Genomic DNA, 18,840 nt, shown 5'->3' with positions numbered 1-18,840 from the left:
GGTGCGCCAACGAAGCTTTCATAATGAACCGCATCGCAGACCTTGGAATGTTGCTTGGAATTTTTCTAATATATTTAAATTTCGGCTCGTTGCGCTACGAGGTGGTGTTTGCGAACGCAGCGAGCTTGGAGCCTGAAATTTTAACCCTGATCGCCGCACTTTTATTTATCGGCGCGATGGGCAAAAGCGCGCAGTTTCCGTTCCATACCTGGCTGGCAGATGCGATGGCGGGTCCGACGCCCGTATCTGCGCTCATTCACGCAGCGACGATGGTTACGGCGGGCGTTTATCTGGTGATCCGCGCAAATGCAATTTTCGCGCTCGCGCCCGAAGTAAGCGGCTTCATCGTCTGCTTGGGCGCTTTTGTGGCGGTCTTTGCGGCTTCGATGGCGCTGGTTCATAACGATCTTAAAAAGATCATCGCCTACTCCACGCTTTCGCAGCTTGGCTATATGTTCGTAGCCGCGGGGCTTGGGGCGTATTGGATCGCACTATTTCATCTGGCGACGCATGCGTTTTTCAAGGCGCTTCTATTTTTGGGCGCGGGCAACGTAATGCACGCGATGAAAGACGATCTAAATATCCAAAATATGGGCGGATTATATAAGTTTATGCGACCTACGGCGATTTTAATGTGCATAGGCTCGCTCGCGCTTTGCGGATTTTATCCGTTCGCGGGCTTTTTCTCAAAAGATAAAATTTTAGAAGCGGCGTGGAGCGCGGACGCGTATTTTATCTGGGCGCTGCTGTTTGTGGGCGCTGCGATGACGACGTTTTACAGCGTGCGCCTAATAATGCTCGTGTTTTTCGGCAAGCAAAAATTTATCCACCATCCGCACGAGGCGAAAGGCTTTGCCCTCATCGCGATGGGCGTATTAGCCGTGCCTGCGGTGATCGCAGGCTTTTTCGAGCACGATTTTGCGGAGTTCGTGCTTAGCATACTTCCGGGCTTTAAAGCTTCAATCCCGCACGGCGTGGAGGTAATTTTGATCGCCCTAACGCTAGCGATGATAAGCGCGGTGGCGATCGGCACGATTTGGACATACGGCAAAGGTAAATTTAGTCAAAATTTAAAGAACTGCAAATTTTATAAAATTTTGATTGCTCAGTATTTTATCCCGCAAATTTACGAGCGCGTGATCGTGCGCGGATACGAAAGGCTTAGCGAGATCTGCGCTAAATGTGACGGCGCGATCATAGACGCCAGCGTCGATCTGATCGCTCGCATCGCGGTAAAAAGCGGCGAAGGCGCGGATCGCGTAAGCAATAGTGGAGATTTGAGCGCAAATTTAAGGTGGATGGTTTTGGGATCTTTCATTTTGCTGATTTTGGCGTTTGCGCTGTGAGGTGGGCATGGAATACTTTTTAAGTTTGGTTATATTTTTTCCGGCGGTAGCTGCGGTTTTAGGCTTTTTGATCGACGAAGCGAGCATTAAGACCTACGCCGTTACGATGAGCTTTATAGAGTTCGTGCTTTCACTCGTTTTGTGGATACTCTACGAGCCGGTGGACGGCATCGCGTTTAGCGTGCTGCACCCTTTCATAAGCGAATACGGCATCAACTACTTCATCGGCGTGGACGGAATTTCGCTGTTTTTGGTGATCCTAAGCACGCTGGTTACATTTTTAGCGCTGCTTAGTCTAAGCATTAAAGAGCGCGCCAAAAATTTAATCATCTGCATTTTGTTTTTAGAGATGACGATGGTGGGCGTTTTCGTGGCGCTGGATGCGATTTTGTTTTACATCTTTTGGGAGCTTTCGCTTATTCCTATGCTCTATATCATCGGCGCTTGGGGCAGCGGCAAGAGGATTTACGCCGCGGTAAAATTTTTCATCTACACTTTTTTAGGCTCGATGTTTCTGCTCGTAGGGCTCGTAGCGATGAGCTATTTCTATCACGAGGCTACGGGCGAGTACAGCTTTAATATCCTAGACTGGCAGAGCCTATCGCTGCCGCTTAGCACGCAAATTCCTCTATTTTTGGCATTTTCGGTCGCTTTTGCGATCAAGACGCCTTGCTTTCCTTTTCATACCTGGCTTCCGTACGCGCACGGGCAGGCCCCTACGATAGGCTCGGTTCTGCTTGCCGCGGTGCTTCTTAAGATGGGCACATACGGCTTCGTGCGATTTTCGCTGCCGCTATTTCCCGACGCGAGCGTGCATTTTAGCGGGATGATGTGCGCCGTAGCGATCGTTATGATCATCTATGCGAGCTTAATCGCCTTTGCGCAGAAGGATATCAAACAGGTTATCGCGTATAGCTCGATCGCGCATATGGGCGTCATAATGCTTGGAATTTTTTCAATGAGCCGCGAAGGAATGAGCGGTGCGGTATTTTTGATGATAAGCCACGGCATAGTAAGCGGCGGGCTCTTTATGCTCGTGGGCTTTTTATACGACCGCAGACACACGAAGCTTTTCAGCGAGTTCGGCGGGCTTGCGCGGGTGATGCCGCTTTATGCGTTTTGCTTTTGCGTCGTGCTGCTAGGCTCGATAGGACTTCCGCTTACGATCGGCTTTGTGGGAGAATTCTTAAGCCTTGCGGGGATTTTTAAAATAAGCTTTAGCTATGCGCTTTTGGGCGGACTCGGCATCATAATGGGCGCGATCTATTCGATGAATCTTTATAAAAAGACCTTCTTCGGCGCGCTCGTGCATGAGGAGAATAAAAAGCTAAGCGATCTAAACAGAACCGAGCTTTGCTCTATCGTCCCGATCTGCGTGCTGGTGGTAGTGCTGGGCGTCGCGCCAAATTTGATGCTAAAGAGCATCGAGCCCAGCGTGACGCAAAGCCTTGAGCTGATGTTTAACAAAGCCTCTCAGACTGCGACTCGCGCCTATATGGAAAAAGCAAATTTTAAGGTAAGAAGCGATGCAAAATAATCTTTTAAATTTAGCCTCGATCGCGCCTATGGCGATACTTGGAGGATTTGCCCTGCTGATGCTCGCGGTTTCGCTTTTTGCGCGCACGCTATCGTATAAATTTTACGCCGTCATCACGATACTGGCGCTAGCTCTGGGCTTCGGGCTCGTTTTTGGATACAACAGCGGCATACGCGGGCTTTTCGACGTAATGCTGGTGGACGGAATCGCGACGCTATCGATGCTTATTATGCTCGCAGGCTCGATATTTTTCATCTTTCTATCTTTGGGTGCAAGAAGTGCGCACGAGTACCACACGGCGGAGTTTTTCGTGCTGTTTTTATTCGTGCTCGTGGGCTATGAGTTTATGGTCGCGAGCGAAAGCTTAATGATGATCCTCGTTGGGCTTGAGACGGGCTCGCTGGCGCTTTATACGCTAATCGCGCTTCACAACCGCGCCAGATCGGTCGAAGCGGCGCTAAAATACTTCATAATGGGCGCGCTGGGATCGGGCTTTTTCGCATTCGGCGCGGCGATGTTTTTTCTATCGACCGGCTCTATGGAAATTTCAAACATCGCGCAGATCGCCAAGAGTTCAAATTTACAAACCAATGTTTTGCTTTTCGCCGCCTGCTCATTTATGATCGTCTCGATAGGATTTAAGCTCTCGCTGATCCCGTTTCACACCTGGACGCCCGACGTTTACGAGGGCGCGAGCTCGGCTATGGCGGGCTTTTTGTCCGTCGTGCCCAAGATCGCGGGCTTTGTCGTGGCGATCAGGCTATTTGAAGCGCTGCAAAGCATCGGCGTGCAGTGGCTAAACATCGTGCTCTACGCCGTAGCGGTGCTTACGATGAGCTTAGCGAACCTCATGGCGCTCGTACAGCGCGACGTCAAGCGGATGCTCGCTTTCAGCTCCATTTCGCACGCAGGCTTCGTGCTCTGCGCGATCGTGATCGGCTCGACGCAGGCAAACGCCGCACTTTTCACCTACTGGATCCTATACGCCGCGGCCAATCTCGGCGCGTTTGCCTTCATCTGGTGCGTGCGGCAAAGGCGTGCGCGCTCGTTAAATTTAAAATTTAAAACCCAAAGCCCCGCTTTAAATTTAAACGCAAACGGCGAGAGCTCTATCTCAAACCCAAGGCCCGCTTTTTCGCAAAATCGCGAGCCGAGCTTTGCCGGCGAGTTAAATTTGAGCGAGAACGGACAAAATTTAACTTGCAATGAGCGGAGCTTTAAAGCAGGCGAGCAAAATTTCAAAGAAAATGAGCAAAATTTTAAAGAGAGCGAGCCCGGCGCGGAAGCGATCCCTTTCAGCACTGAAACTTGCGAGCTAGGCGCCGAAATTTGCGAACAAAGCTCCAAGTTCGCGGCTCGCTTCGAGCATCCGTTTGAGAAATTTGACGGGCTGATCCGCACCCATCCGCTTTTTGCGCTATGCGCGGCGATCTTCATGCTCTCGCTTGCAGGCATTCCGCCGTTTAGCGTGTTTTGGGGCAAGATGTATCTGCTAAGCGCCGCGGTCAATTCGGGCTACTTCGCCCTCGCCGTTATCATGGCGGTAAATAGCGCGCTCGCGCTGTATTACTATCTGCGCCTCATCGTGCGTATGTTTTTGCACGAGCCGCGAAAGGACGCGGAGCTTGACGGCTCGCTGAGCGCGGTCTCGGTGCAGATAAAATTTGCCGTCGTACTAGCTAGCGTAGCATGCGTGCTGGCGCCGTTTTTAGTAAAATTCCTAACCGGCGCGGTAAATAATTTCGTCTTTTTAAGCGGGTATTGAGCTAAAATTTTAAGCGCGAATTGAACCCATCGCGCTTTGCCAACAAGGAGAGATATGTTTTTGGGCGAGCTAAGTGCTGACGGCTACGGTTTTGCGCTGCTTGATGTGCGCGATTTGAGTGAGTTTTTAAAGGAGCGAAAATGCAGAGCAAAAAAGCTTCTAAGCTACTGGGACGCGCACAAGCAGCTGTTTTATGACGCCGTAAAGGGCGCTAAAGCTTTACCCTTCTACCCGCTTACGGTGCGCAGCTATGAGATCTTCGTTTGCATTGACGAGGAGTTTGCGCCGTCTGCGGGCTACGAAGTAGCTTTCAAGCGGGATAGGCTGTATTTCGCCCCGCAAAGCAACTCCGCGATCCTAGCGAGTTTCGATGCTTTGCAGTATCATTTCGATGAGCTAAAAAGCGACGAACTCGAGCTAGGCTATGAGTGCCAAAGCGGCGCTGCGGGCAAGATGCGAAAATTTAATTCCACGCTCAAACTTGGCTTGCAAAGCGGCACTTACGAGCTTTGCGTCGTTGGGCTAAAAAACAGTTCGCAGCACTTCGAGAAATACGGCTACGCCTTTATTTTCAAGCGCAACGCAAGCGCGGAAAATCAAAATTTCAGTAGGCTTGACAACGATAAATTTAGCTTTGATATTTGCGAAGGCGATTAAATTTAATCGAAATTCCGCGCCGCACGAGACCTTGGCGCGACCCGCAAAATTTTAAAGACGCGATTCAGCGCGGTAAATTAAATCTAAATTTTACTCCCTTGCTCCGTTGTTTTTTAGCAAACGCGCAAATTTTGATAAATTTCGATTTTAAATCTCGCGGCGAAGGAGCTTTAAAATTTCACGCTCCAGCTCTTGCGGCGGCGCTGAAATTTTATCCGCGAACTGCGAGCGGTTGAAGGTGCGCTGGCGCTTTGCAAGCTGTACCGTGTGCAGGCTTACGAGCTGCTCGCACTGCGCCCGCGAGATCTGCCCGCGCAAAAGCTGCCCGCACTCCTTTAGTCCGATGCAGCCTAGCGCCCTACACTCCGCGCCATAGCGGGCGAATAAAAACTCCGCCTCCTCTAAAAGCCCGCGCTCAAACATCGCCTTCGTGCGTGCTTCGATGCGTCCTGCAAGCCACTGCTTGGGCGCCTCGATCTCAAAAATTTTAATATCCGAAATCACGGGCGAGGCGGTGTTTTCGCGCAGAAATTTACTCGGCGCCTCGCCGCAAAATTTATAGATGCTTAGCCATTTTTTTAACCGAAAGCTGTCCGCCGCGCTAAGCTTTGCGGCAAATTCCGGATCGATCCGCAGCGCTAGAGCGTAAATTTCATCGTTTGAAATTTCACTTTTAAAATCGGGAACCTTCGGCGCTAGCCCGCTTAGCATCGCCTTTAGATAAAATCCGCTGCCCCCAGTGATTATCAAAGGCGCACCCCTACGCTCTGCAAAAGCCCGCGCGGCTGCGTATTCTTTGATAAACTCGCCGACACTAAAGTATTCGTTTGGATAGATTAAATTTACGCCGAAGTGCCTGATCTCGCGCAGCTGCTCCTCGCTTGGCTTGGCGCTTGCGATGTCAATCTGCCGGTAAATGCAGAGCGAATCGAGGCTCAAAATCACGGCGCCGATCTTTCGCGCGATACTTAGCGCAAGATCGCTTTTGCCGCTTGCTGTAGTGCCGATGATCGCGATCTGTGGGCTTGCGTGCGAGTTTTGATTTTGGCTCAAGGCGTTTCCTTTCGTAAATTTTTCGTTCAAATTATATCAAATTTAGAGCTATTCTTACTTTTTTTTGATACAATAGTGCCCAAAATAAGGGGCGAAATGGCTAAATTTAAAGAAATTTTATCCGACATCAACGAATTAATAGTTTTTAAACATTCGGTTTTTGCGCTGCCGTTTATCTTTACGGCGATGATTACCGCAAGCAAGCTGCAAAACGGCTCGGTATGGTTCGGCTGGAAGTTGCTTTGTTTAGGGATTTTATGCGCGGTAAGCGCGAGAAGCTTCGCAATGGCGCTAAATCGCTACTTGGACGAGGACATCGACCGCGCCAATCCGCGCTGCGCTTCGCGCCCCAGCGTGGACGGACGGATCGGGCGCGGAAATTTACTGCTTTTCATCATCGCAAACGCGGTGGTTTTCATAGCGGTTTCGGCGTTTATAAATCCTTTGGCGTTTAAGCTTTCGGTGCCGATTTTAGCGGCATTGGGTGGGTATTCGTATTTTAAGCGCTTTAGCGAGACCGCACATTTGATGCTAGGCTTTTGCTTGGGGCTTGCGCCGATTGCGGGCGCGATCGCCGTTAGCGGCACAATTCCGCTATGGTCGGCGCTGCTATGCCTCGGGGTAGTATTTTGGGTGGGCGGCTTTGATGTGCTGTATTCGCTTCAAGATATGGAATTTGACCGCACGGCAGGGCTTTACAGCATCCCTGCGCTTTACGGCAAGGAAGCGTCGATGTTTATCTCTAAAATTTTTCACGCCGTGGCGGTGCTTTTTTGGCTGCTGTTTTGCGCGGCGGCAAATTTAGGCTTTTTTGCCTATCTTGGCGTGGCTGCGTGCGCGACGATCCTGTACTTTGAGCATAGGATCGTACGTAGTGATTTCAGTAAGATCGATCGCGCGTTTTTTACGCTGAATGGCTATTTGGGCATTGCGTTTTTTGCTTTTATTTTTGTAAATTTATTTTAAGGAACCCCTATGGATCTTAACACTATCATCATTTTAGGACTTTGCGTCGTTATATTTTTGATGTTTTTCGTCATATATTTTAAGGATAAGCAAGCGGATAAAAAATTCGAGCGCTTCGATCAGGTATTGACCGATGCTATGCAGGAAAATTATCTGCTTAAAAAGAAAGTCGAGGAGCTAAAAGAGATGATCGATTCGGGCGGTAAAGTCGCTCCTAATATCGATATAAACGCGATTGCCGACGTAATCGACGAGACGATAGAGCAGAGACTAGATGTAGTGCCTACGATGATCGACGAGCGGGTAGAAAAGCAGATCAGACCGCTTCTGGACCAGCTTAAAGAGCTCATCGGCTCGGTAAGAAAATAGCCGGAGCAATATAAAAATAAAATTTTGCAAAATCGCCTTGTTTTTTATATAATCGCCGCAAATTGATATTAAGGCAAAATATGCTAATTGATAAATTTGGACGAACGATCGATTATTTGCGCATTTCAGTTACGCAGCGGTGTAATTTCAGATGCAGATATTGCATGCCGAGTACGCCGTTTAATTGGGTGCCGCGAGAGAATATTTTAAGCTTTGAGGAGATGTTTTTATTCGTCAAGGTTGCGATTGACGGCGGCGTAAAAAAGATCCGTATCACCGGCGGCGAACCACTGGTGCGAAAGGGGATCGAGGATTTTATAAAGATGATCGCGGATTACGCTCCGGGTATCGATCTTGCGCTTACCACCAACGGATATTATCTCAAAAACTACGCGCGCGCCCTGAAAGACGCGGGGCTAAAGCGCATCAATATGTCGCTTGACTCGTTGCGCCCGGAGCGAGCTAAATTTATAGCCCAGCGCGGCGTGCTTTATAACGTCCTAGAAGGCCTTGACGCCGCGCTTGAAGCGGGACTAAAGGTCAAGCTAAACACCGTCGCGCTAAAAGGGATCAACGACGACGAGCTTATTTATTTGCTGGAATTTGCCCGCGAGAAGGATTGCCAGATCCGCTTTATAGAATTTATGGAAAACACCCATGCCGGCGATCTTACAGGCTTAAAATCGAGTGAAATTTTAGATATTTTAAGGCGTAAATTTATCTTTACCGCTCTGCCGAAATCGCAGAGCTCGCCCGCGTCGCTTTACGCGCTCGGGGACGGCTACACCTTCGGTATCATCGATCCGCACAAGCACGATTTTTGCGAGAGTTGCAACCGCATCAGACTAAGCGCCGAGGGGCTTTTGATCCCTTGTCTTTACTTCGAGGACGCACTAAGTATCAAAAAGGCGGTCAAAGAGGGCGACATCGCCGCAGCCGCCGAAATTTTGGCTAAAATTTTAGCGAATAAGCCCGAAAAAAATCGCTGGCAAACGGACGCTTCGAATGAAATTTCAAGCCGCGCATTTTACGAGACGGGCGGATGAGGCTTGTTGAGAGCTTTTTAAGTATCCAAGGCGAGGGCAAATATGCGGGCAGGCTCGCGTTTTTCTTTCGCTTTGCGGGCTGTAATCTGCGCTGTGCGGGCTTCGGCGGCGAGCGCATTTCGCCAAAGACCGGCGAGATCTTGCGCGGCTGCGATACGATCCGCGCGGTTTTTACGAGCCACTTTGAGCACGAAGAAATTTTAAATTTAGCCCAGCTTTTGAATAAAATTCCAAATTTATTCGATCTTTCTCGCTCCGCACCTGCGTGCCCTGCGCCGGGTTTTTGCGCCGCCGAACCCTTTTCTGAAAGCGATACGTTAAATTCCGCCGCACAAACGCCTCCCCGCTCAAACGGTAGCGCAAAAAATTCTTTAAATTTAACGAACGAGAATTCTTTAAATTCCGCGGCGCAGAATTCTTTAAATTTAGATCCGCAAAGCGCTGCCGCGTCGCAGAGCGCTAAGCTTTATCAAAAGCCGATCATCGTTATCACCGGCGGCGAGCCGATGTTACATCACAAAGAGGTGCTATTTTACGAGTTCGTCTGCGAGTTGCTCGCACGCGGACACGCGGTGCATTTTGAGACCAACGGCACGATTTTAGTGGATTTTGAAAATTTTCCCGCTTACAAAAGCTGCGTATTTGCGATCTCGCCTAAGCTCTCAAACTCTGCCGAGCCGCGCGAACGCAGGTTGAGCTTTGCCGCGCTACGAAGCTTAAGGCAAAACGCAAAGGATAGCTTTTACAAGTTCGTGATCTCGCCCGAGTTTGACGCGCAGCCTGAGATCGCTGAAATTTTAGCGGCATGCGGCGGCGAGGTTTATTGCATGCCGTGCGGCGCAGATCGTCGCGAGCTGGAAAGCGCCGCGCAATTTTGCGTGGATTTTTGCCTAAAAAACGGCTATAATTACTCCGATCGCCTGCACATTAGAATTTGGGGCGAGAAGGACGGGGTATGATAATCAGGAAATTATACGAATTCGAAAACGCTCACATCGTGCGCCTGTGCGGTTCGAAGCGGTGTCGCACGAGCATCCACGGCCACTCATACAGATGTGAAATTTTGCTTAGCTCAAATTTTTTGGATGAAGCGGGGATGGTGTATGACTTCGGCTACATGAAGCTCGGTATCCGCGAGCTTATCGATAGTTTTGACCACGCCGTGACGATCTATGCGCGCGATGATGCGAGCTACATCGCGGATCTGAAAAAACACAGCGCACGCTGGGTGCAGATACCGCTAAATCCGAGCGCGGAGCAGTTTTGTAGAATTTTTTTCGTCCTTGTGGACCGACTTTTGAGCCTGACTCAGATGCAAAACGGTGAGCGCGAAGTAAAGCTTCACAGCGTCATCGTACACGAAACGGCCACCGGCTACGCGCAGTGCTTCCGCGAGGACGCCTACAACGCGCAGATGGGCGAGATCGCGCTGGATGAGATAGAATTCTCGCCCGCCGTGCGCGAGGAGTGGAGGCAGCCGGAGTTTTGGCAAAAGCTACTGCGCGGCGAAAAAATCATCTATCCAAAGGATTGCTGATGAGAAATTTATTTAAATTTGGCGCGGGGCTCGTTCGCATTTTTGCCGCGTGCGCAGTCTTTGCCTGCGCGCTTGCTTTGGGCGGTTGCGACGATGAGAAAAAGGACACCTTGCGAAAGCCGCCGGTAGATAGCGAGGTGCCGAAGGATGTGCCTATCGCGCCTAGCGAGCCCAAAGTCGATATAAACGCCGATATGCCGCCGCTTCCGGTGACCGAATAGGGCGGAGCGTTGAAAAATCGGCGTCTAAATTTGGAATTTTTTGAAATTTGCGTGGTTTGTATGCGGCGCACAAGCGCGATTTTAGCGTCATTTTTACCCGTGCGATTTGCGCAAAGAAATTTTAAATTTTATAAAGCTCTATCCGCAAAATTTCATTCTTGGCGCGAGAGATACGGCGCGAAATCGGGGTTGAACGCGCACGCGGTAAATTTTGACGCAACAAATATCCGCAGCCGCTTTGAATGGTTTTTAAAATTTCAAAGGCACGGAATAGGTCTGCTTTATCTCGCGCCGAAAAAATTTGCGTCTAAATTTAATCGTTTTGGCTCTAGCCGCGCAAAATTTTATCCTGCAAATTTAACCCTCCGGCGGAAGTGATGGATTATCTGTATCAAAGCGCCCTGGGTTTTCATAAATTTTTCGCGCTAGCTGCGGCGATTTTAACGATAATTTATCTGATCTTTACCCAGCTTAAAATAGACGCGGCGGCAGAATTTTGCCCTCGCGGCAAGGCTTTAAATTCCGCCGTCTCTGCGCCGCAAGCTGAAAATTTAAAGCAAAAGAGCAGATCTGGGCTTAGATTTCTTAGGCGCATCAGGCTGTTTTTGCCGATCTATTATTCGTGCATCGCGGCGCTGATAATTAGCGGAAGCGTGATGCTAGCGGTGCTGCGCTTTGATCTGAGCTTTAAAATTTACTTTATGGCGGTCGGATCGCTAGCGATGATCGCGCTTAGCGCGGTATCGTACAAACGGCTGAAAATAGCGTATCTAAGTCAAAACTTTGCGCCGTATCAGCGCAAAATGCGAGTGATTTTGGGGCTAAGCTTAGCGATAATTTTGATAGCGAGTGTTATTTGATGGTATATTTTTACGATAAGCTTGCAGGCGAACAGAGCCTAGTTTTGCAGAATGATCAGTTTTTACACCTAAAGGCCAGACGAGCAAGGGCGGGCGAGCGCATAGACGTGCGAAATCTAAAGGACGGGGCGAGTTATCTATATGAGATCGCCGAAATTTCGCGCAAAGGTGCGGCTCTGAATTTGGTTTTTAAAAGCTCGGTTTTTACGCCTAGCCACGATTTTTGCGTCGCTTGGGCGGTCGTCGAGAGCGCCGTGATCGAAAAGAGCCTGCCTGCGCTCAACGAGATGGGCGTCGGGCAGCTTGTTTTGGTCTATGCCGATCTGTCGCAGAAAAACGTGCGGCTCGATCTGCAGAGGATGGAGCGGATTTTGATCAACTCGTCGCAGCAATGCGGGCGAAATTCCATCATGCAGATCGAGGTTTTGGGCGGCTCGGACGAGCTTGCACAAAGATATGAAAACGTAAGCCTGATCGATTTTGGCGGCAAGAACATCGACATTTTCGGCGGCGATGAGATCGCGTTCGTAGGCCCGGAGGGCGGATTTTCGCCGCGCGAAAGGGAGAAATTTAAAAAAGCCTATGCGCTTAATAGCCCCTATATTTTGCGCTCAAACACCGCGCTGATCGCAACTTGCGCGAAGCTGATGTTTTAAACGCTCGGCAAATTTTAAAATTTAAAAGTCGCGCGCTTAAAATTTTGGAATTTAAAATTTGCCTTGCGCGATCTGCTATATTTATCGGCGGCTTGGCGCACGACGCGTATTTGCCGCGGCGTATATTCGCGCGCGCTTGTATTTTGCACGCCGCTGCAGGTCGCGGTGAAATAAAATTTTACCCGCAAACGGGCTAAATTTTAAAATTTTCGCACCCAAAAAGCATGTTCAAAAAGAAAATCAGCGCTTTGCCGAGAGTTTTTAAAACCCTTTAAATTTGCTTTTTAGATAAAAAAGTTGTATAATCGCAACCTTTTAAAATCATCAAAAAGGATCAAAAATGAAAAAAGATATCCACCCAAACTTTGTCGAAACGACCGTTACCTGCGCTTGCGGCAACACTTTTAAAACGCGCTCGAACAAGCCTGAGATCCGCGTCGATATCTGCTCCAATTGCCACCCGTTTTTCACCGGCAGCGAGAAGATCGTAGATAGCGCGGGCCGCGTCGAGAAATTTAAACAAAAATACGGAATGAAATAGTTGCTATATCTCATTCCTACGCCGATAGGAAATCTAAGCGATATCTCGGGCCGCGCGCTTGAGGTATTGCAAAGCTGCGAAATCCTAATCTGCGAGGATACGAGGGTTTCAAAAAAACTTCTAAACTTATTATCCGATAAATTTCAAATTTCATTTAAAATTTCACAGTTTTACTCTCTGCACACGCACAATGAAGCGGAGTTTTTCGCTGACTTTGATCCGTCGCTTCTGCGCGAAAAAGCTTGCGCATACGTAAGCGATGCGGGCATGCCCTGCATCAGCGATCCGGGAATTGCGCTCGTAAAATTTGCGCAGCGAAGCGGCGTGCCTTACGAGGTGCTTAGCGGCGCAAACGCTCTGCTGCTCGCAGCCGCCGCAAGCGGGCTGGTGGAGAAAGAATTTAGCTTTTTAGGCTTTTTAAATAATGACGGCGCACAGCGCAAAGCTCAGATCCTAAATTTAATGCAAAGCCCCTATCCGTGCGTACTCTACGAATCTCCCAAGCGCGTGATAAAGCTAATAGAGCAGATCGCGGGGATCGATGCGCAGCGCAAAATTTTTGCGATTAAGGAAGCTACGAAAAAATTTGAAACAAAATTTTTCGGTAGCGCTGCAGAGGTTCTATCTAGTCTAAACGGCGCAAATTTAAACGGCGAATGGTGCGTCGTGATTGACGGCGCAGGCGAGAAAAGCTTTGAAAAAATCACGCAGGAAGATATTCTATCGCTTGAGATCGCGCCAAAAATAAAAGCGAAACTACTCTCAAAAATAAACGGCGAACCCGCCAAAGAAATATATAAAAATTTGATACGCTAAGTCATATTTTAACCGTTTTTCGCTAAAATCCCAAAATGATTATTTACGGCAAGCAGCTGTTTTTGCACCTTTTAAACCGGCATCCGCAGAAATTTATCCGCATCATCCTTGCAAAGGAGTGCGAGAAAGAAATTTTTAAAAAGATCGCCGCGACCGGCGTAAAGATCGAGCGCGCCGATGCGAAAAAAGCTCAAGCCCTCGCTCGCGGCGGCAACCATCAAGGCTTCTTGGCCGAGGTGGAGGAGTTTAGCTTCGGCGATCTAGCTAGCGTCAAAGACGATAAATTCGTGCCGATCCTTTACGGGCTTACCGATGTCGGAAACATCGGCGCGATAATGCGCAGCGCCTATGCTTTGGGCGCGGACAGCGTGATCATCGTCGCAAATAATCTAAATATGGCGGGCGTAGTGCGCGCAAGCTCGGGCGCGGCGTATGAGCTAAACGTCGTTAAGGCCGCAGACGGGCTTAGCGTGATAAACGAGCTTAGACAAAGCGGCTTTGAAATTTACGCCGCGAGTGCGGACGGGACGAGCTTTAAGGAGTTAGAGCTCGGCGCGAAAAATGCACTCGTAATGGGGAACGAAGAAGAGGGGATACCTGCCAGGGCGCTTAAAAAATGCGACTGCGCGGTATCAATAAAGATGCGCGAAGGCTGGGACTCGCTTAATGTAAGCGCGGCATTTGCGATATTATGCGATGGAATTTTAAATGGAAGAAATAAAAGAGAAGTTAAATAATACGGACGAGCAGGCGGAACAAACCGAGAAGCCGGAGCAAACACAGCAGCCAAAAAGCAGCGATCTAGATAAATTAAAATCTATGGATCTGATCGAGATTGCGCGCACGACGCGCATCGACGCGCAAAATTTAGAATACATCATAAACAAAGACTTCGAGAAGCTGGCAAATTTTAACGTTAGGGGTTACATTAAAATTTTAGAGCGCGAGTTCGGGCTGGATCTATCGGACTGGCTTAGCGAGTTTGAGAGCGCCAAAGCGAGCTTTGCGCCCGTTAAAAAGGCCAAAGTCGAGCAGGTCTATGGTCAAAGAGTTAGCCCTAACAAAAGCGGCAGCGGTTGGCTTTTATGGCTGCTTGCGATGGTACTAATCATAGGCGCGATCTTTTATTTTGGACTTTATAAAAGCTTCGGCGAATTTTTGGGTTCGCTTTTATGGGAACAAAACAAAACCACCTACTCGGACGCTCCGATCGTAAATAATACTCAAAAAAAGCTTGAAAATATCGGTATCGACGTTGTTTCGCACAACACTACAGATGAAAAATTCGCACTAAAGTCAGATGCCAATGCAGCCGCTGCTGTGGATGAAAATTTAAGCTCGCTAAACGCGCTGGATCGCTCTATCAGGATTGAGCGCGCGAGTGCCAAAACGGAGGAAAATTCCACCGACGAAAACGCCACGCAAAGCGCACCTGCGCCCAGCAAAGATATCGTGCTTAATCCACGCGGCAAGATGTGGATCGGGATCATTGATCTAAAAAGCGGCAAGAAGCGTGAGATGGTCATCAATGCCCCTTACGTAGTCGCTTCGCAAGGGGATGAGGAGCTGCTAATCTCTACCGGTCACGGGATGTTTGAGCTCGGCAAAGCCGATGGCAACGTAACTTTCAGCGAAAGAAACACTCAAAAATTCCACGTCAAAGATGGCAATATCACTAAAATTTCAGCCGATGAGTTTCTGCGCCTAAACAAGGGCAAAAAGTGGTAAAGCTCTCGCTCTTAGGGCTTTTGCCGCCGCTGATAGTAAAATTTCGGCTTGCTACGGTGCTCGGTTTAAATTTAAATTCGCGAGTGTAAATTTAAAAGGTTTAAACTGCGCCGCCTTGGATAAAATTTTAAACGGCGTAGGTAAAATTAACGGTGCGGATAAAATTTCAAGCGCTGCGGCCGCTTGCGGTAGCGCGATAAATTTAAAGGGTTATCGTTCGAGAACGCGGCGTAAAAACGGCAGCTTTGATCGTTATCGTTTTGAGCTGACGTAAATTTAAATGTCGCGCAAATGGTCGCTATGCGATAAATTTAAACGATCAATGCCCCCGCGGTTTTAAAATTTTAGCGAGGTAAAAGTTTAAATTGCCCGAGCAATATAAAAAGCGCCGCCGCATCGACGCTAAGGATTGAAATTTTGCCTCCGTGCGGTACGAGCAGATCGCGCGTTAAGGCGCTAAATTTTAAATAAAGCTTGAAAATTACTTTAAGATAAGAGGTTTGAGATGTTTGACGAAATTCGTTTTTCAAAAATCGAGCGTTTGCCCAATTATGTTTTTGCCGAGGTCAATGCCATAAAAATGGCGGCGCGCAGAGCTGGCGAGGATATAATCGATTTTTCGATGGGCAATCCCGACGGCAGGACGCCGCAGCATATAATCGACAAGCTTTGCGAAAGCGCGCAAAAGGACAAGACGCACGGCTACTCCGTAAGCCAGGGCATCTACAAGCTGCGACTTGCCTGCGCGAATTGGTACAAGCGCAAATACGGCGTGATCTTGGATCCTGAAAGCGAGATCGTCGCGGTGATGGGCTCTAAAGAGGGCTTCGTGCACCTAACTAGCGCGATCGTAAATCCGGGCGATGTCGCAGTGGTGCCCGATCCTGCGTATCCGATCCACACTCAAGCCTTCATCATCGCGGGCGGCAACGTCGTTAAAATCCCGCTTGCCTATGATGAGAATTTAAATTTTAATGAGAATAAATTTTTCATTGATCTGCAAAAGACCTTCGACGAGAGCATTCCGCGCCCAAAATACGTCGTCGTAAATTTCCCGCATAACCCTACCACCGTCGTCGTGCAAAAGAGCTTCTACGAGCGGCTCGTGGCGATGGCACGGCAGGAACGGTTTTATATCATCAGCGATATCGCTTACGCAGAGATCGCTTTTGAGGGTTACAAAACGCCGTCGATCTTTGAGGTTCAGGGCGCAAAGGACGTCGCAGTTGAGGCGTACACGCTCTCTAAAAGCTACAATATGGCGGGCTGGCGCGTGGGTTTTGTTAGCGGTAATAAAAAGCTCGTCGCCGCGCTTAAAAAGATCAAATCTTGGTTTGATTACGGCATGTTTACGCCGATACAAGTAGCCGCCACGATCGCGCTGAACGGACCGCAAGAGTGCGTAGAGGATATCCGCGTGACCTATCAGAAGCGTAGGAATTTTTTGATAGACGCTTTTGCGGACGCGGGCTGGGTGATCGCTAAACCTAGCGCGTCGATGTTTGCGTGGGCGAAATTGCCGCCAGCGGCGGCTCATCTAAGGAGTATGGAGTTTTCCAAGCAGCTTCTCACCAAGGCGTGCGTCGCCGTAAGCCCGGGCGTTGGCTTTGGCGCGGCGGGAGACGATTACGTGCGGATCGCTTTTATCGAAAACGAAAATAGAACCCGCCAGGCCGCTAGAAATATAAAAAAATATTTGAAAGAGATCTGATGAGAGTAGCGATTTTAGGCGTCGGTACCGTAGGTAGCGAAGTTGCAAACATTTTGATTAAAAATAAAGATATCATCCTTGCGCGCGCGGGCGTTAGCATAGAGCCCGTAATAGGACTCGTGCGCGACAAGAGCAAAAAGCGCGATGTGCAAATTCCGCTTAGCAGCGACGCAAAAAGCATCATTGAGCGCGACGATATCGACGTTTTTGTAGAGCTTATGGGCGGGGTAGAAAAGCCCTATGAGATCGTAAGCGAAATTTTAAAGCGCAAAAAGGCGGTTGTTACCGCAAATAAGGCGCTTTTGGCTTATCATCGCTACAAACTTCAGGCTTTGGCGGGCGATACGCCTTTTGGCTTTGAAGCGAGCGTAGCGGGCGGAATTCCGATCATAAAAACCCTGCGCGAGGGGCTAAGCGCCAATCGTATCGAAAAAATAATCGGCATCGTAAACGGCACGAGCAACTTTATCCTTACGAATATGATGCAAAAAAACGAGAAATTTGAGGACGCGCTAAAGCGAGCTCAAGAGCTCGGATACGCCGAAGCCGATCCTAGCTTTGACATCGGCGGGTTCGATGCGGCGCACAAGCTTTTGATTTTAGCTAGCATCGCATACGGCGTGCACGGCGATCCGGAAGATATTTTGATCGAGGGAATTGAGGAGATCACGCAGGAGGATATCTATTTTGCGCGCGAATTTGACTTCATAATCAAGCTGCTTGCGGTAGCCAAGCGCGCGTGCGATAATAAAGTCGAGCTGCGCGTCCATCCCGCGCTCATTTCGAAAGATCAGATGCTCTCAAAAGTAGACGGCGTGATGAACGGCGTGAGCATCTACGGAGACTGCGTCGGCGAGAGTATGTATTACGGACCTGGCGCGGGCGGAAGCGCTACGGCAAGTGCGGTTATAAGCGATCTCATCGACATTGCGCGCGATAACAAAAATCCGATGCTGGGATATAAAATTTTGCCGAGCCAAAATTTTATGCAAATTTTGCCTAGCGAGCAGATCCGCACGAAGTACTATTTCAGGCTGCGCGTGCGCGACGAAAAGGGCGTGCTCGCGAAGCTTACGAACATTATGAGTTTAAACGATCTTTCGATCGACAGCTTTTTGCAAAAGCCTAAGCTCAAAACGGACGAGGAAGTGACGCTGTTTTTCACGACGCATACGTGCTGCGAGAAGGATATCAAGCGCGCAATAAGCGTGATTAGTGGCGAAAATTTCATCACGCAGAAGCCTTTTATGATCAGGATCGAAAGCTAAGTTGAGCTTAAAGGAATACATTTTCGGCTTTGCCTGCGAGGACCGTGCGGCGGAATTTTTACGCGGCGAAGGGTTTGAAATTTTAAAGCGAAATTTCCGCTGCCGCTTCGGCGAGATCGACATAATCGCGCGTAAGGGCGGAATTTTGCACTTTGTAGAGGTGAAGGCTACGAGCGGCGATTACGACGCTGCAGAGCGCGTGACGGGCGCCAAGATGGCTAAAATTTTAAAGGCGGCGGAATTTTATCTGATGAGCTGCGATACGGACGAGTCGTGGCAGATCGACGTAGTGGAAGTTTATCCAAAGCAGATAAAATTTATCGCCAACATATCTTTTTAAATTAGAATTTTTATTATTTATTTAAGATAATAAACTATAATTCGCGGAATTTTAACACAAGGAGAACATTATGGGAAAGTATATAGAGCTTACTTCGGAGAATTTCGACGTTATTAAAGAGGGTGTCGCGCTAGTCGATTTTTGGGCGCCTTGGTGCGGGCCGTGCCGTATGATCGCCCCGATCATCGAGGAGCTTGCGAACGATTACGAGGGCAAGGCTAAAATTTGCAAAGTAAATACCGACGAAGCGCAGGATTTGGCGGTGCGGTTCGGTGTGCGCTCGATCCCTACGATTCTATTTTTCAAAGACGGCGAGCTAAAAGCTCAGCTCATCGGCGCGCAATCTAAGCAGATCATAGCCGACAAACTAAACTCGCTTCTGTAAATTTTAAAAGGGCGGCTTTCGCCCTTTTTTTCTCCCAC

At 48.9% G+C, this 18,840-nt stretch carries 21 protein-coding genes and 1 pseudogene; 21 read left to right on the top strand and 1 reads right to left on the bottom strand.

Annotation, left to right across the window (positions count from 1 at the left end; all coding sequences use genetic code 11):
- The 4 genes from Q0095_RS09145 to Q0095_RS09130 form a co-directional block, all read left to right on the top strand.
- Window positions 1-1,346 (top strand): NADH-quinone oxidoreductase subunit L (locus Q0095_RS09145; RefSeq protein ID WP_297883221.1); only part of this gene is annotated, 1,346 nt, incomplete at its 5' end.
- A gap of 7 nt (window positions 1,347-1,353) precedes the next feature.
- Window positions 1,354-2,883 carry an NADH-quinone oxidoreductase subunit M gene (locus tag Q0095_RS09140; RefSeq protein WP_297883220.1) on the top strand — a complete coding sequence of 510 codons (1,530 nt, stop codon included), beginning with the start codon at window positions 1,354-1,356 and terminating at the stop codon, window positions 2,881-2,883.
- Entirely contained in the window at window positions 2,873-4,648 is a 1,776-nt protein-coding gene (locus Q0095_RS09135) for an NADH-quinone oxidoreductase subunit N (protein ID WP_297883219.1), read from the top strand. Before Q0095_RS09140 ends, Q0095_RS09135 begins: the two co-directional genes overlap by 11 nt.
- A 54-nt stretch (window positions 4,649-4,702) precedes the next feature.
- Window positions 4,703-5,305 (top strand): hypothetical protein, encoded by a 603-nt coding sequence (locus tag Q0095_RS09130; protein WP_297883218.1) that lies wholly within the window; start codon window positions 4,703-4,705, stop codon window positions 5,303-5,305.
- Between the two features lie 147 nt (window positions 5,306-5,452).
- Here Q0095_RS09130 and miaA read toward each other — a convergent pair whose 3' ends face one another.
- Entirely contained in the window at window positions 5,453-6,358 is a 906-nt protein-coding gene (gene miaA / locus Q0095_RS09125; RefSeq protein WP_297883217.1) for a tRNA (adenosine(37)-N6)-dimethylallyltransferase MiaA, read from the bottom strand.
- Between the two features lie 96 nt (window positions 6,359-6,454).
- On the opposite strand from miaA, the gene mqnP reads away from it, so the two are divergent.
- The 17 genes and pseudogenes from mqnP (at window position 6,455) to trxA (ending at window position 18,802) form a co-directional block, all read left to right on the top strand.
- Entirely contained in the window at window positions 6,455-7,324 is an 870-nt protein-coding gene (mqnP, locus tag Q0095_RS09120; RefSeq protein WP_297883216.1) for a menaquinone biosynthesis prenyltransferase MqnP, read from the top strand.
- 9 nt (window positions 7,325-7,333) lie between these two features.
- Complete coding sequence (locus Q0095_RS09115) at window positions 7,334-7,693, top strand: hypothetical protein (protein ID WP_005869739.1); 360 nt, start codon at window positions 7,334-7,336, stop codon at window positions 7,691-7,693.
- A gap of 80 nt (window positions 7,694-7,773) precedes the next feature.
- Window positions 7,774-8,739 carry a GTP 3',8-cyclase MoaA gene (moaA, locus tag Q0095_RS09110; RefSeq protein WP_297883215.1) on the top strand — a complete coding sequence of 322 codons (966 nt, stop codon included), beginning with the start codon at window positions 7,774-7,776 and terminating at the stop codon, window positions 8,737-8,739.
- A pseudogene (locus Q0095_RS10300) lies at window positions 8,736-8,969 on the top strand (7-carboxy-7-deazaguanine synthase QueE); the annotation flags it as partial. The gene moaA and the pseudogene Q0095_RS10300, both read left to right, overlap by 4 nt.
- Window positions 8,958-9,698, top strand: coding sequence for a hypothetical protein (locus Q0095_RS09105; protein WP_366806359.1), 741 nt, complete (start codon window positions 8,958-8,960; stop codon window positions 9,696-9,698). The pseudogene Q0095_RS10300 and the gene Q0095_RS09105, both read left to right, overlap by 12 nt.
- A complete protein-coding gene (locus Q0095_RS09100; protein ID WP_297883213.1) occupies window positions 9,695-10,276 on the top strand; it encodes a 6-carboxytetrahydropterin synthase in 582 nt (193 codons plus the stop codon). Before Q0095_RS09105 ends, Q0095_RS09100 begins: the two co-directional genes overlap by 4 nt.
- Entirely contained in the window at window positions 10,276-10,497 is a 222-nt protein-coding gene (locus Q0095_RS09095; protein WP_297883212.1) for a hypothetical protein, read from the top strand. Before Q0095_RS09100 ends, Q0095_RS09095 begins: the two co-directional genes overlap by 1 nt.
- Window positions 10,498-10,874: 377 nt before the next feature.
- Window positions 10,875-11,357: a hypothetical protein gene (locus tag Q0095_RS09090; protein ID WP_297883211.1), complete on the top strand. Its 483-nt coding sequence runs from the start codon at window positions 10,875-10,877 to the stop codon at window positions 11,355-11,357.
- A complete protein-coding gene (locus tag Q0095_RS09085) occupies window positions 11,357-12,013 on the top strand; it encodes a 16S rRNA (uracil(1498)-N(3))-methyltransferase (RefSeq protein WP_297883222.1) in 657 nt (218 codons plus the stop codon). The genes Q0095_RS09090 and Q0095_RS09085 overlap by 1 nt, the downstream gene beginning before the upstream one ends.
- Before the next feature lie 340 nt (window positions 12,014-12,353).
- Window positions 12,354-12,554, top strand: coding sequence for a 50S ribosomal protein L31 (gene rpmE / locus Q0095_RS09080; protein WP_177387662.1), 201 nt, complete (start codon window positions 12,354-12,356; stop codon window positions 12,552-12,554).
- Complete coding sequence (rsmI, locus tag Q0095_RS09075) at window positions 12,555-13,370, top strand: 16S rRNA (cytidine(1402)-2'-O)-methyltransferase (RefSeq protein WP_297883210.1); 816 nt, start codon at window positions 12,555-12,557, stop codon at window positions 13,368-13,370.
- A 35-nt stretch (window positions 13,371-13,405) separates the two neighbouring features.
- A complete protein-coding gene (gene rlmB, locus Q0095_RS09070) occupies window positions 13,406-14,107 on the top strand; it encodes a 23S rRNA (guanosine(2251)-2'-O)-methyltransferase RlmB (RefSeq protein WP_297883209.1) in 702 nt (233 codons plus the stop codon).
- Complete coding sequence (locus Q0095_RS09065) at window positions 14,079-15,098, top strand: hypothetical protein (protein ID WP_297883208.1); 1,020 nt, start codon at window positions 14,079-14,081, stop codon at window positions 15,096-15,098. The genes rlmB and Q0095_RS09065 overlap by 29 nt, the downstream gene beginning before the upstream one ends.
- A gap of 505 nt (window positions 15,099-15,603) precedes the next feature.
- Window positions 15,604-16,809: an LL-diaminopimelate aminotransferase gene (locus Q0095_RS09060; protein WP_297883207.1), complete on the top strand. Its 1,206-nt coding sequence runs from the start codon at window positions 15,604-15,606 to the stop codon at window positions 16,807-16,809.
- The gene (locus Q0095_RS09055) at window positions 16,809-18,077 is read left to right on the top strand and encodes a homoserine dehydrogenase (RefSeq protein ID WP_297883206.1); all 1,269 of its coding nucleotides are present in this window, start codon (window positions 16,809-16,811) and stop codon (window positions 18,075-18,077) included. The genes Q0095_RS09060 and Q0095_RS09055 overlap by 1 nt, the downstream gene beginning before the upstream one ends.
- Before the next feature lies 1 nt (window position 18,078).
- On the top strand, window positions 18,079-18,417 hold the full coding sequence (locus Q0095_RS09050) for a YraN family protein (protein ID WP_297883205.1): 339 nt from the start codon (window positions 18,079-18,081) through the stop codon (window positions 18,415-18,417).
- A gap of 70 nt (window positions 18,418-18,487) precedes the next feature.
- Entirely contained in the window at window positions 18,488-18,802 is a 315-nt protein-coding gene (gene trxA / locus Q0095_RS09045; protein WP_291938377.1) for a thioredoxin, read from the top strand.
- Window positions 18,803-18,840: the final 38 nt, after the last annotated feature.

The organism is uncultured Campylobacter sp. (assembly GCF_938045535.1).
Lineage (GTDB): Bacteria > Campylobacterota > Campylobacteria > Campylobacterales > Campylobacteraceae > Campylobacter_B.
Note: the sequence above shows the minus strand (reverse complement) of the source record. Positions and strands in the feature narration are given on the sequence as shown.